The organism is Cohnella herbarum (genome assembly GCF_012849095.1).
Taxonomy (GTDB): Bacteria; Bacillota; Bacilli; order Paenibacillales; family Paenibacillaceae; genus Cohnella; species Cohnella herbarum.
Genome location: NZ_CP051680.1, coordinates 7829455 through 7843892, shown reverse-complemented (window position 1 = coordinate 7843892; position 14438 = coordinate 7829455). Strand labels below are relative to the sequence as shown.

Below are 14438 nucleotides of genomic sequence, written 5' to 3'. Positions count from 1 at the left end.
ATGGGCTTCCTATCCGTGTTGAGCCAAGCCCAGCGATGGGTGAAGGAGCGTGCCCAGCCGGGGGATGCCGTCGTGGACGCCACGGCCGGGAACGGTTCCGATACGTTATTCCTAGCTCGAACCGTCGGAGCCGGCGGTACGGTATACGCCTTCGATATCCAAGCCGAAGCGCTTGGGAAGACGCATGAAAGACTCGTTGCCGCAAGCGGCGAGCAAGGTAATCTTGCTCCCGTGAGGTTGATTCACGGCGGACACGAAGCGATGGAGAGCGTCTTGGATCAACAGCTTCATGGCCGAATCGCGGCGATCATGTTTAATCTCGGTTATTTGCCAGGCGCATCGACTGACGTTATTACGAAGCCAACCACGACAGTGGCCGCGCTGGATTCCGCGCTTCGGCTGCTTCGAAGCGGCGGAGCGCTTACCGTTGTCGTCTATCCCGGTCACGATGGCGGACAAGAAGAAGCGAGTGCGGTAGAAGCTTGGGCATCGGATGTCCCCTCTTCGCTTGCCCAAGCTATCCTCTATCGTTTTCCGCAGAAAGCGGCATCGCCTTATTTAATCGCCCTGAACAAAAAATAGGAGGTCGTTATTGATGGCTGTAACTAAAATCGAGCACGTTGGCATCATGGTAAGTTCTTTGGAGGTATCGATCCCTTTTTACGAGAATATCGTAGGTCTTAAGCACACCGAAACGACTACCCATACGAACGGGGTCATTCGCTTAGCATTCCTAAGCTTCCAGGCTTCGTCGGAAACCGAAGTCGAATTGATCGAGGGCTTTACGGGAGAACTCGCTAAATCGGGACGAGTCCATCACATTGCCTTTACCGTAGACGACATCGAAGAGGAGTTTAGTCGCATTCGTTCATTAAACGTAGCCGGTCTTGACGAAGAAATCACGACTTTGCCTAATGGCAGTCGGTACTTTTTCTTCGATGGACCGGATGGCGAAGCGATAGAAATGTTCCAAACGACACGAGGAGGCGCGAACTAAGATGAGCTTACGACCTTACCCCTTGCATTTTAAACCGGAATTCAAAGAAAGAGTGTGGGGCGGACGCGCCCTTGAAAAATTCGGCTTCGACGTTCCGGCCGGCGTTATCGGAGAAGGCTGGATGATCGCGGACCATCCGAATGGCGTATCGCACGTCACGAACGGCGAATTGGCCGGCAAAGGACTCGACGAAATCCGCGGAATCGTCGGAGCAGAATGGTTCGGGTCGAAGGGCAGCGGCTCCGGCAGCGAACGTTTTCCGTTATTGATTAAGCTATTGGATTGCAATGACGACCTCTCGATTCAAGTGCATCCGAACGACCATTACGAGAAGCTTCCTAAGGGCGAGCTGGGCAAGACGGAAATGTGGTACGTACTCGATGCCAAACCGGATGCCAAAATCATCTATGGGCTGAAACCGGGAGTAGATCGGGCAGAGATGGCCAAAGCGATCGAAGACGGCCGCATCATGGACACGTTGCAGGAAGTTTCCGTGAAAGCCGGGGACGCGTTCTACATTCCTGCCGGCACCGTACACGCCCTGTGCGCGGGCGTCGTCGTCGCGGAAATTCAGCAGAATTCGGATACGACTTATCGCTTATTCGACTACAATCGTCCAGGATTGGACGGCAAACCTCGCGAACTGCATATCGAGGATTCGCTTAACGTAACGGCTTACGAAGGATCCGGCGCGGCAAGAATGGATACGGACGGGGCGAAACCAGGCGAATGGCTTACCTTGGCCGCGTCTCCGTATTTCAAGACGGATAAAGGAATCGTACAAGGCCAATGGACGTTGTCTACTTCGTCCGATAGCTTCGTGATCGTCATCGTTTGCGAAGGAAGCGGAAGCATTAGCTGGGACAGCGGTCTTGTCGATGCCAGAGCCGGAGACTGTTTCCTGCTTCCGGCTAACTTAGGGGCCTATACGCTGGACGGTTCGATGACCGTACTTCGCAGCTTAGTGCCTTAAGAGGATATCGACAGGTTTTGTCGAATTAGAATGAGCAGATATCCAGACTAGCGGATGAAGAAAGGACGGATCCATATGCGGAAAGCACTTATATTGGCTGGCTTAGGAGTTGCGGTATGGGCGGTACCAACCCTCTTCTTCCTGTTGTTCGGCGATTGGGTCGTACTAGAGGTCGGAGATGCTTATTTCGGTTCTTCCCTGTTTCTGCTCGAGATGTTATCCTTCCTTCTCCTGATCGGCTTGGCTTTGATCGTCAGGCTGAAGCTGCTGAGGGAGCGCGGATCGGCTACCCAGTTCGGATATACTGCGGCGGTTATCGGATTATTGCTTAATACGTTCTCGGTGTGGAATCGGGATTCGGTCTTTCCGGCTTTCAGCGAAGGTCAGCATCAGGCGTATACGGTCTGGATGACGTTGGCTTACGCCTTGACGCTCATCGTTCCGGCCGTTATCGATCGGCTGGTAAAGGAGCCCGAGAAAGCTCCGGAGCCGATCGCGGAATCGGTTACCGAAATCGAGCCTCAAGCGGAGCTTTCGGAGCACTCGGAACCCGTAGAACGAATCTAGCGATCGCGCATCGCCAAGCATAAAAGGCTTCCGCCGTCCTTCGGGATGGTGGAAGCTTTTTGTGTTGGACAAAAGTATCGAGATCCAAGACACATTCGAGTCCCCTTTTTAATGAAAAAGAGAAGGGTCGCCCCTTCTCTCCACCGGTTTATTTGGTTGCGGCCCATGCGTCGAGCTGTTTCTGGAGCTCCTCTACGATTTTCTCCGATCCGGCCGTCTTCATCTTGCTCAAGAACTCGGGCAGCACCTTGTCCGGATCGACGGACCCGCTGGCAAGCGCATTTAAATGTTGATCGACAACCGCCCCCACCTTGGCCACTTCGTTCTTCACCGGTTCCACGTTAAAAGCGAAACCCAGAGAGGCCGAAGGCTTGGCGTCCTTATTGATCTTCGCCGTCGCTTCCCATACTCCGTCGGGTTGTCCCTTCGTGTAGTAAGAATTAAAGACGTTGCCGACAAAGAAGTTCAGGAAACCGTCGTACGAGCCGTCCATTTTCTGTTCCACCTTGCCGTCCGCCGTTTTCGTATAGTTCATGCCTTCCAATCCGAAGAGAACGAGATTGTACAGCTCTTGGTCGGAGTTCAGCAGATCGATGAACATGAGGGCGCGTTCCGGATTTTTCGAATTGGCGTTTATCGCGTTCAGCGACGCTTGAATCGATCCCGTCGTCATCGGACGCTCTCCGATCCCGTAACCGACGTATTCGATCCCGCCTGCTTGCGACGTCGAATACTCCACGTCGCCTCCCGGTTTCGTCACGGGATCGGTGACGATTCCGTATTTGCCCTGCACTCGGTAATTCGTCTTCGTCGTCGCCGCGTCTTTCTGGATATATCCCTTCTTGTACCAATCGCGAACGAGATTCAAATAGTCTTTGAATTGTTGCGATTCGAATTGATTCAAGGCGGTAAGACCGTCGAACTTCAGGACACCCGGCATTCTCGCGCCGAGCATCGTATCGAATCCGTAATACGCCTGCATATTCTCCCAGATATAGCTTCCGAGACCTTCGATGGGGAACAAACCGGGCTCGCCGTCTTTCAGTTGCTTCAAATACGGCTCCAAGTCTTCCAACTTCGACACGGTAGAAGGATTGAAACCATATTTGTCCAACAAGTCTTTACGATAATTAAATCCGGATTGTCTGGCGTAAATTTGCTGGATCGGCGTTCCGTAGATTTTACCGTCCACTTTAATCGCGTCCCACGCCGCTTTGTTCGTCGAGGAGATCGTTTGCGGCGCATACTGCTCGAGTAGATCGTCTAAGGGCAAATACGCTCCCTTGGCGACGTTCGGAACGTAAGCATTGAACCAGTTGGACGTAAAGACGATATCGAAATCTTCGTTGGCGGCGATCATCATGCTGACTTTCTGTACGAAATCCCCGATCTCGATCATGTTGATATCGATCGTGGCGTTGATCTTTTCCTGCGTGATTTTGTTGATGGCCGCGAACACTTCGTCCGCCTTATCCATTTTACCGGTTTTCGGCAATAGCCACTTTAACGTAACCGGTTCCAGAGCTTGTCCGGGCGACGCTTGCGCGCTGGCCGACGCCGGTGCGGACGCGGAAGATGAAGCACTCTTCGAAGGACTTGAAGCCCCCGTTTCTCCCTCGGCATCTTTCCCATTGTTTCCGCATCCCGACAGAACGGTCGCGAACGCCATCGTAAGAGCGAGCAAGCCTGTCCCTAACTTTTTCCCTTTTTTCATCTCATGATCCTCCTAGTATCGATTATATATTAAACCGGCATCTTAAATTAGCGTAATAGGGCCGGGTTTAACCGAGATGGGTCAACCTTTCACCGAACCGATCGTCAAGCCTTTAACAAAGTATTTTTGGAAAAACGGAAGAATGAAGAGCATAGGTCCCGCCGCGACGACGCACATCGCCATTCTTGCGGATTCGGAAGGGATTTGCGACATTTTAACGCCGGAGACGCTTCCGATATGGCTTCGGAGAAACTCGATATTCGACATCATCCGGTTAAGCAGCAACTGCAACGGAAGCATTTTCTGATTGTCGATATACAGAAGAGCCAGCCACCAGTCGTTCCAATAAACGAGAAGGATGAGCAATCCGATCGTCGCGATCGCGGGCTTTGACAGCGGCAGGATAATCCTCGCATAGATCGTTAACTCGCTTGCCCCGTCGATCTTAGCGGACTCGATGATGCCTTCCGGAATTTGACGGAAAAAAGTTCGCAGAATCAGCACGTTCATCGCTCCGACTAGATAAGGCAGAATAAGCGCTAGCAAGCTGTCCTTCAAGTGCAAATAATTCACCATCATAATGTAGGTGGGTACCAATCCTCCGTTGAACAGCATCGTGAAGACGACGAGAAACGAAAGCTGCTTCCGGAAAACGAAAATGTTGCGCGACAAGGCATACGCCAGCAGAGACGTCACGAGCAGACCGCCGACGGTGCCGAGAATCGAAACGAGTATCGTGATTTTATAAGCCTGCAAGATGATCGTGGCGTCGCTTAGAACGTATTGATAGGCTTCGATATTCCATTCATAGGGAATCAACCGATAGCCGTTCTCGACCAAATATCGTTCTTGCGTTAGCGATACGGATATGACCGCGACCAGCGGAATCACGCACAGCAGACAGGTTAACGCGAGAAGGGCGTGGGCGAACCAAACGGCCCGCCGGCCGGTTTTGCTTTTCATTTCGTTGTTAGCTCCTTCCTAGAATAGCGCACTGTCTTTATCGATTTTTCTTGCCCAAAGGTTGGCGAACAAGATCACTGCAAGACCCATCACCGATTGGAAAAAGTTCACCGCGGACGACATCCCGATGTCGCCGACCACTCTTAGCGTCCTGAAAGCGTAAGTATCGATGACGTCCGTGGCGGGCATGAGCATCCCGGATTGCATCGGGAGGAAATAATACAGTCCGAAATCGGAATAAAAGATACGGCCGACCGACAAAATCGTCAAGATCGTAATAATCGGAGCCAAAAACGGAAGAGAGATCGACCAAGTCGTGCGCAGCTTGGAAGCTCCGTCGATCTCGGCCGCTTCGAAATATTCCTTGTCGATCGACAACAGACTGGAATAGTATAAAATCGTACCGTAACCGACGCTTTTCCACACGCTGGCCAGAATGAGAATATACGGCCAATACTTCGGATCGCTATACCAGCCGACCGTCTCGAACCCGAGGTTTTCTAACAGTTTGTTGATAATGCCCAGATTCTCGCTTAGAAAAGCGTAGGAAGCGAACGAGACGACGACCCAAGACAGAAAAAACGGGAAAAACAGCGTCGTTTGATAGATTTTGATCCACAGCGGACGGGTCACCTCGTAGAGCAACAAGGCCAATACGATGGAAGCGACGGTCGATAGCAAGATGCTTCCGAAGTTCAGCAGAATCGTATTCCGAAGCACGTTCCGAACATCCTGGGAGGAGAAGAAAAAATCGAAGTTGTCCCACCCCGACCATGGACTGCCGAGGATGCCCTTATCGAAAGAATAGTTCTTGAAGGCGATTATCAATCCGTACATCGGCAAATAGCTGAAGACGATGATCAGCAGTATCCCGGGCAGGGACATCAAAGATAAAAAGAAATTGTCGATTCCGCCCAGCCTTGGTTTCCGTTTGTATTTCATAAGCTACTTTCCACTCCTTTGCTTGCGTCGCGAGACGCCGATCGGCTTTGTGTTCTCGTGTCCCCAGCATAGAGCAGACCCGATCGTTCGGAGTAGTTCGATTAATGGCATAACCTTGCGATCCTTGCTGAGCGGAGACTTTCAATTGTGGCAATCGCTTGTTTATGCGGCTCTATCCTAATCCGACAGACGCAAAAAACAGGGCGATTCGCCGAGATTCGGCGATCGCCCTGTTCCTATCCGTTATTGCCGAAGCTCCTCTCCGCCGTTCGTCGTTCGATTCAAGAGGAGATAGGCGATTTTGGCCATCTCCGCCCGGGAGGCGCGTCCGGTCGGATTAAAGCGATTTTCTCCGGTGCCTTGCATGATTCCAAGTTCCGACATCCAGCTTACCGCTTCCCGCGCATATGACGCGATTAAGGACTGGTCCGCGTAAGTAAAAGCTCTTCCGTTCGACACGGACACGGTACCCCCGGAATAAGAGATCGCCCGGGAGATCAAGACGGCCAGATCCTGGCGGTTAATCTCGGCATCGGGGTCAAAATGGCCGTTCGAACCGGTTACAATCCCGGCTTCGGCAAGAGCGTTCACCGCTCCCGCGTACCCGCTATCCGCGGCTACGTCGGCGAAGGACGGCGTAGCCGCCTCCTTCAACCCCAAAATGCGCGCCAGCAGGACGGCCGTCTGCGAACGGGTAATGACGGCGGAAGGATCAAACCGATCATTTCCCGTCCCTTGAATCATCCCTTTCGCGGCCATTGACGAGATGAAGCCGTACGCCCAATGCATCTCGGACAAATCCTTGAACACAACCGGGTTCTGTCGGATGACGTACAGGCCCGATCCAATCGCCTGGAACCGCATGTCCCCCTGATCGTATCTGCCGCCAAGATTCATCATCGTGCCGTCGTCCAGAAGGCGGAACGCGCTGGCCAAGTCCGAATTCGCCGCGGAGTCACGATCCGGCCAGATGACGAAGATCGGCGGATCGAAGGAAGCTGCGCGATTGCCGTCGGCTTCGACCACGAATTCAATCGCGCGGCCTCCCGGATACTTTCTCCGTTGTTGCTCGTTAAGCTCGGAGTTGGCCACGCTTTGCACCTTGACCGTTATCGATATGGCACCTTGTCCCGCCATCTTGACGAGCGTCCCCGTCGGGATTTGCAGTTCGCCTGCAAGAGACTTGATCCGCAACGTCTCGACGCCTTCTTGCAGCGCGAGATTCGCCAATTCAGCCGGGAATGTCATCTCCATTCCGGCATTCGTCTCCGAACCTCCCGGCACCTCTGCCGTCAATATCTTGCGGCCGTCGGTGACGGAGACGTTATTTTTCAGAAAATCGGCCGCGTCCGTAATTTCAAGCTTTGCCGCTCCTCCGTTGAGGCGATTGCCGCTCGGAGATGGGCTCCCCGTCTGTCCTCCGCTCCCGTTTCCGGGATCAGTCGGGCCCGCGATCTCGATTCCGGTATAAGGTAAAAGGGTAACCGGACTCGTCATGCCATAAACGCTGAAGTATCCCTCTTGCGTAATCGGGTCGTCGTTATCGATCACGTCGAACACTTTGACTCCATCCACGAAGAGGAAAATACGAACGCCGCCGTCCACATTGATCGCGCCCGTACGGATACTGTGTCTTTCGTTCGGGGAATAGTGCGTGTTGGCCACGTTTCCGAATCTCGGAATCATACCCCCCACCGTGCCGATCAGCATTTCGCGGCTGCCGTTCAACCACTTCTGCAGCTCCCAGCCGTCGTGATTGACGTTAATCGCATAGGTCGTGCTCGGCTTAAGCGCGAAGTTGACGTACGGATTTTGATCCCTAAGCGTGAATCCTAGCCAATCTTTACCCTCCATGTTCAGTGCCGACCGCATGTCGAAGGCCAGTATCGTTTCTCCGAATTTCCCTCCGGTATATCCGCTGTTTCCCGAGATCGTAATGCTTCCGTCCCCGTTCTGCGTCGGCAGCGCCGTCCATACGTTGAGTGAGCTTATCGCGCTGTCCAGCGTCGTTACGGGCGCCGTAATCGGACCTGTCCCGCTGATCGATTTCTTCACGTTAACGAGCCATACGTAAACGACCTGGCCGTTAGAAACCGTGAACGGCACGGCACCCGCTGAGAAATCGACGGGAACGCCGGCTCCCGGCGTAACCGAATAACCGTTCTCCAGCGTAAATACGGGAGATAGCGCGGACAGGTTCGTGCTTTCCGGCACCGTCAATCTTGCCGTACGGTTGATCCAATCGATCACCGGCTCGCTGATCTGGCCGGTAATGGATACGTTCTTGACTCCACGGTTATTGGCGAAATAATAGGCGTGCGAGTCCGGATATTTCGCCAGCTTGGCCTGATGCCTGGCCACGTCCCGATCCGGGACCTTCGCCGCGATCGCCGCGTATTCCGGTTGCAGGCCCGCGTTCGCGATAATTGCCGCCGCTCCCGAAACCGCCGCGAAATCGCCGTCCGGGACATGCGTATTATTTTCGATCACGTTGCCGGTTCCGTTGTTGCGCTGACGATCCACGCTGTAATAATTATCATGCCAGTGATTATTCTTGATCGAAGGCGTCCACATATTCAGCCACCAATAGGCCAGCCCTACGACGTTATTTTTAACCTCGACGCCGACGGTTCCTTCATCCAGGTAAATTCCCGCGTCTTTATCGAATGTCCCGTCGTTGTATCCGTCCACGTAGTTTCCGGAGATGACAGAGCCCGGCTGCGCGCCAAGCGTGTAGATCAATCCTCCGTCGTGCTGGACTTTGCCCGCTTCCGCGACGAGGTTGTTCTCGATCCTGTTGTTTTTCGCGCTGGTTGGAGTCGCATAGCCGTACAAACCTCCCGCGTCAGCATGTCCCCAACCCCAGCCTAGCGATATTCCCGTGTAAGGAACCTCGCGAACGATGTTGCGGGACACGACCGTTCCCTCCGTGTATCCGACGAAAATCCCGACCGAATCGTAATAATCCGCGCCGATCCGGGTCACGTAGTTATTGCTGACCGTATTGTTCTTCACGACGTCCCTCGCGTCGGCTTCATAGGCGTGGTGATCGTCCGTAGCGCCAATGAACAGGCCTCCGGCCGAGATGTCGTGGAAGACGTTGCCGACGACCGCATTGTCTTGACTTGCTTTCCATACGCGTAACGCCCCGCTTCCCAAGTTGCGGAAGACGTTGTTCTCCAGAGTGACGTTCCGGCTATAAGCGAGCTCGACGGCCGACGGGATTTGCTCGACGCGGGGGCCTACGACGAACGTTCCCGCTTGCGCGTCCGCGTACCCGTTCTTGTTCGGTCCCGTCCAACCGGAGGTTTCGAAGACGATTCCTGCGAAAACCAAATTCGAGACCGGCTGATCCAGCGTTCCGGTCAGCTTCAACAGTTGCTCGGCCTTGGGAAGCTCGGTCTTCAGGATCGCCATGTTCTCTCCGGCTCTTGGTTTATAGTAGATTTTCGCGTTGCCGCTTCCGTCCACCGAGCCGTTAGGATCCAAATACCATTCTCCCTCGCGATCCAACAGTTCGTAAGCATTTTCGATCCAGGTCGGCCTGTCGTTATCCACCTCGGTTTTATCCCAGATCGCCTGATTCATCACCAGATTCGTGCCGTCCGGACTCACTCTGTCGATCTTCCCGATATGGTGGTACCACCAGCGAAGAATATGAACCTCGACGTTCTGAAGGTTATGCCAGTTCTGCAGTCCGTAGCTTGCCGGTACCCGATACCCCATCTTGGATAAAGAATCGGACGTCACTCCGTCCGTCAATTTGGCAGGTCCGTTGTCGGCATCGCCGTCCGAGGAAGAAGCGGTCGCGAGCGCGTTCATCGCATGCGCCGAGCCCTTCACGAGCGCACCTGCCGCGCTTGCGATTCCGGCGGGCGGCGGACCTTCGCTGCCGCTTGCCGGCGGCAACGCTTCGGCCTCCATCAGTTGGAACCGGTAGTTGCCCGATTCGCCGACTCCGATTCTCAGAGGGACAATTCGCAAATACTTGGCCTGAACCGCTTGATCGAAAATAAACTCCTGCGGTTTGCCGTTCGTATCCGGAATCCCGCTCAACCGCAGGATATCCTCGTATTCGATTCCCTCCGACGAGCTCTGAATGAGGATTTCCGCGGGATAATGAACATTGTTCGTGCCGTCGTTCCGAGGATACAACCGAAGCCCCCCCACATGCCGGGCGGAACCCAAATCCATTGTCACCGCGGCGTCTTTCATCTCGGGCGAGGGCGAAGAGAAACTCGTGTAGAAGCTTCCATGGAGAAGACCGTCCGTGATCGCGTTCTTGGAAAGGTTCCCTTGAGGATATTCCCACGAATTGGGGGCCTCGACCGTTGCACCCCGCGCCAGATTCGCGGTCCCGTATACCGCCAGTTCCATCAACTGCATTCGATAATACGTTTGTCCTCCGTTCTCCTCTCCGTGACCGATCTTATTGACGTTCACCCGAAGCTGCTTGGCGGCCGCGGGCGCGAAGGTTAACGTCATCGGCCCGTTCGGCGTCCATTGTCCGTAGACCACGCTTGTTACGGAGCTCCAATTCTCGCCGTCCGGGCTGACTTCGACCGTAAAATCGCTAGGTTCATGCACGACGCCTCCCTGATCGTCCGGACGCGGCCACATGCGGACGGCGGAAACGGGAACCGCGTCCGTATCGCTCAGAGTGACGGTAAGCATCTGGGGAAAATTCGGATCCGTCCAGGAAACCGTAGTGGCAAACGTATTCAAATCGCCGTCCACCAGATTGCCGACCGGCAGCGCTCCTCCCACCTCATCCTTCATGGAGAGATCCACCGGCCTCATCAGAGCCAAGTTACGGCTGAAGTCGACACGATCGACCTTGCCCAGATTCGGATCGTAGACGTAGTCGGCATTGTCGGCCTCGATCTCCGCCAGGATGAGCCGATGCTTGCCCGCCTCCAGCCTGTCCGACGCTCCCAGCTTCGTCACGTTAAGCTTCACGAATCGGGCGCTTTGCGCACTGAAAGCGAAGGTTTGAGCCTGCCCCGATTCGGGCGACGCGTAACCGTTTACCGTTACCGCCGGCACATAACTAATCCCGTCCGTGGAGAGTTCGATCGTAAAATCCGCCGGGAATCCCGCCGCCTTGCCGCCCGTCTCCAGAGCCGATCCCGGATACAGCTTCACGCTTTTCACGCCGTTCACGACGCTGCCCAGATCGACGACGATCCATTCGTTCGCGTCCGGCCCGTCATGAGACTGGCTAAGGTAACCGTCCGAGCCGGACCACTGCCAATCGACCGGGCTTTCCTCGCTCATCGAGCGATTCGCCCGCACGCCGTTCGCGTAAAATTGACGCGCGCCCTCGGCGCCTGCCGGAACGGGGGCGACGTAAACGTTGTTGGCCGGATCGAACATCGTCCAACCGTTGACGCTTTGCCCTCCCGTTATAACTGGCTCCTCTCCGGGAGCGGCCGCATAGATCACGCGGTGGCCGTTCGCGCCCGAATCCTGCGGACCGAATTCCAGCGCGCTCTCTATTCGATGGTTTCCTCCTCTCAAGTAGATGACGATATTTCCCGTCATTTGATCGACCTGCTGACTGACGACATCCCTGGCATGCGCGATCGTTCGAAACGGAGCCAGCTCGCTACCGTCCGATTGATCGCTGCCCGCGACGGGATCGACCCAATAAACGAGATAAGGATTTTCCGTGTTCGCGACGGCCGTAACCGGCAACGACGTCATGAACAGCAAAGCGGCCAAAGCACAGCATGTTAACGCTTTCCCGATTGGCTTCATTGCAGCACCCCCGATAAAATGATAGACCGACTCCGGCCTTATCCTTGAAAATATCAGGCTCTTGCCGAACAGACTACTTCGAAAGCCGGTCATCGCTTGTAAACGTACGGATGGATCGACTTCAATATGTGGCTAATCCTTGTATGTGTGGCGAAGAGGTAGACTTCCCATGCCGTCATCCCTTAGTATTTGACTCACAGAGATAGAAAGCAGCCGAAGGGGAGACTTCAGTCGATGATCAACAGGTGGAAAAATCTTAAAAACTCTTATTACAAGCTGCTGTTAATATCATTGCTCGTTTTCTTCCTCTTATCTCTAACGCTGCTATTCGTTCCGCTATACTTCAGCATAAGCAACACGTTAATGAAAACGGTATCTTCCCACTCGATCAAAAGCTTGTCCCAGACGAGCTACAGCGTCGAATTCATGCGAGAGTCCGCGAATACGGTCGCCAATCAGACCTTTTTCAACAGCACGATCAATCAATTGCTGTATGCTCCTTCTTACAACGATATCGAAACGATTATCTCTTTGGAAACGCTATACGGTTATTTGAAGTCGTCCCTCTTTATCGATTCGATCTATATTTACAGTTCTGCCACCGGGAATGTCGGCTTCGCGGGAAAGAGCTACGGCTCCGGTTTCGAGCCGATCGACCGTTTTTTCGATTCGGGTTACTTAGACGCGATTAGAAGAAACAGCGGTTATTCCTTCACTCCCGTTCCGAGGAAAATCAACGGAGGCGAGTTGGTCTATAGTTACATTCTGGCTCCTTCCAAGCCGGCCGATCGTTCCTACCCGGATTCCATCGTCATCAACATCTCGGCCAAATGGCTGGAGCACACGTTCAAATCCCTGAGCAATGAGGATAACGACAATATTTTGATCGTCGACGCCCAAGGCAGGATCGTCAACGAAACCTCTTACGCGCCCGTGCTGTCCGATCTGCGCGACGATCCGATGATTCGCGATATTCTGGAACGGAAGGAGGCCTCCGGTTATTTTACGAAAACGGTTAACGGTCAGAAGCACTTAGCTACCTATACTTCCTCTCCGGATATAGGATGGAAATTCATTCTTCTGACCCCTTATTCGGATATCGAGGGGAGTTACGCGCACGTCAAAACGCTCATCGTCGTTATCTATGCGTTGACGTTGATCTGCGGGGTGCCACTCTGTCTGTTCATTTCCAAGAAGCTCTATAAACCGTACGGCTCCATTAAAGACAAGTTGATCGATCTCGAGATCAAAAACAGGGAAAACCACGCATCGGCCAAACAGAACGTGCTTAGAACGCTGCTCTTGAATCCCTCTCATCAGCGGAACGAAGCGATCGAAGAAATCGCGTCGGCCGCCGAGCTGCAGATCCGTTTTGATCGTCCCTATTTTCTGCTGCTCATTCAGATCGATCGGTATCAGGACTTCATCGATCTATACAATCTAAACGATCGCGCGTTGATAAAGTATTGCATTCAGAATATTGCTGAGGAAATGATCGGAACCGGCACGACCGTCGGGTCGATTGACTTGGGCGACGATTGCGTAGTCGTTCTGGCGAACCGGAATTCGGACGATTCGCTCGGTCTTGATCGGTTATTGGAGGATTTGCGAAAATATATTCGTCAGGAGCTTAAACTTTCCATCAGCGTCTGCGTAAGTCCTGAAGGACATTCCGTCGCGGACGCCCAGATGCTATATAAGCAAGCGAAAGATTGCATCTTGAACAAGTTTTTCTCCGGATACGGAAGCATTCTGCATGCTGGTCGAACGTTAAGCGAAGCAGCCGGCGAATCGCCCGAATATCCTTTCGTCCAGCAGAAGCAAATCATCGATCAGATCATGCTGGGAAAAATAGAGACGGCCAAGCAACTCTTCGCGGAGCTCCTAGACGATCTGAAAAACTATACGTACGGCTTCTTTACGCAAGTCATACTGACCTTCTCCATCGAGCTGAATGCGGCGGTACGGAAGCTGGAGAGGAACAACGGATTCGAAATCCCGTTCCAATTCAACGCTTTCGTCGCCGAGATTAACCGACGAGAGACGATAGAGGAAGCGACGAGCTTATTCAACGAGCTATTCGGTGAAATCCACAATCTTATCGAATTAAAGAAAAACGCGAAAAGCGACAGGCTGATCCAGGACATCGTCGACATCGTTCATCGGGATTACCGGGACGCCAATCTGTCCTTGGAGACGATTGCGGATCGCGTCAACCTATCCAGCTCCCATATTCGCCGCGTGTTCAAGAAAGCCATGAATCAATCCGTGGCGGACTATATCCACAAAACGCGAATGGAGCATGCCAAAGAACTGTTATTGTCCACGAAGTTGTCCGTGGCGGACATTTCAGATCGCGTAGGCTTCTTGAATAACACTTACTTCTTCACCGCCTTCAAGAAAACGAACGGAATTACGCCCGCGGAATTCCGCAATAAACGCGAGCCTATCGAGAGTTGACGCGATCGGATACGCATCGTTCGAGGCCTATCTTTCGCTGCATATACTCAAGCCTCAAAAAT

At 53.5% G+C, this 14438-nt stretch carries 9 protein-coding genes; 5 read left to right on the top strand and 4 right to left on the bottom strand.

Translation table 11 applies throughout. The features are described 5' to 3' along the window. From mnmM to HH215_RS32800, 4 genes are all read left to right on the top strand, one after another. Positions 1-582 (top strand): tRNA 5-(aminomethyl)-2-thiouridylate-methyltransferase MnmM, encoded by a 582-nt coding sequence (gene mnmM, locus HH215_RS32815; RefSeq protein ID WP_169283737.1) that lies wholly within the window; start codon positions 1-3, stop codon positions 580-582. Between the two features lie 13 nt (positions 583-595). Then, positions 596-997 (top strand): VOC family protein, encoded by a 402-nt coding sequence (locus HH215_RS32810; protein ID WP_169283736.1) that lies wholly within the window; start codon positions 596-598, stop codon positions 995-997. A gap of 1 nt (position 998) precedes the next feature. Further along, positions 999-1970, top strand: a complete 972-nt coding sequence (locus HH215_RS32805; protein WP_169283735.1) for a type I phosphomannose isomerase catalytic subunit — start codon at positions 999-1001, stop codon at positions 1968-1970. A 75-nt stretch (positions 1971-2045) separates the two neighbouring features. Next, positions 2046-2537: a hypothetical protein gene (locus HH215_RS32800; protein WP_169283734.1), complete on the top strand. Its 492-nt coding sequence runs from the start codon at positions 2046-2048 to the stop codon at positions 2535-2537. 148 nt (positions 2538-2685) lie between these two features. On the opposite strand, the gene HH215_RS32795 is transcribed toward HH215_RS32800, so the two are convergent. The 4 genes from HH215_RS32795 to HH215_RS32780 form a co-directional block, all read right to left on the bottom strand. Continuing rightward, positions 2686-4251 carry an ABC transporter substrate-binding protein gene (locus tag HH215_RS32795; protein ID WP_169283733.1) on the bottom strand — a complete coding sequence of 522 codons (1566 nt, stop codon included), beginning with the start codon at positions 4249-4251 and terminating at the stop codon, positions 2686-2688. An 81-nt stretch (positions 4252-4332) separates the two neighbouring features. Then, positions 4333-5214, bottom strand: coding sequence for a carbohydrate ABC transporter permease (locus HH215_RS32790; RefSeq protein ID WP_169283732.1), 882 nt, complete (start codon positions 5212-5214; stop codon positions 4333-4335). 18 nt (positions 5215-5232) lie between these two features. Continuing rightward, entirely contained in the window at positions 5233-6156 is a 924-nt protein-coding gene (locus tag HH215_RS32785; protein ID WP_169283731.1) for an ABC transporter permease, read from the bottom strand. Between the two features lie 243 nt (positions 6157-6399). Beyond that, on the bottom strand, positions 6400-11916 hold the full coding sequence (locus HH215_RS32780; RefSeq protein ID WP_169283730.1) for a discoidin domain-containing protein: 5517 nt from the start codon (positions 11914-11916) through the stop codon (positions 6400-6402). Positions 11917-12150: 234 nt separating this feature from the next. Here HH215_RS32780 and HH215_RS32775 point away from each other — a divergent pair, with 234 nt between their 5' ends. Then, a complete protein-coding gene (locus HH215_RS32775) occupies positions 12151-14376 on the top strand; it encodes a helix-turn-helix domain-containing protein (RefSeq protein ID WP_169283729.1) in 2226 nt (741 codons plus the stop codon). Positions 14377-14438: the final 62 nt, after the last annotated feature.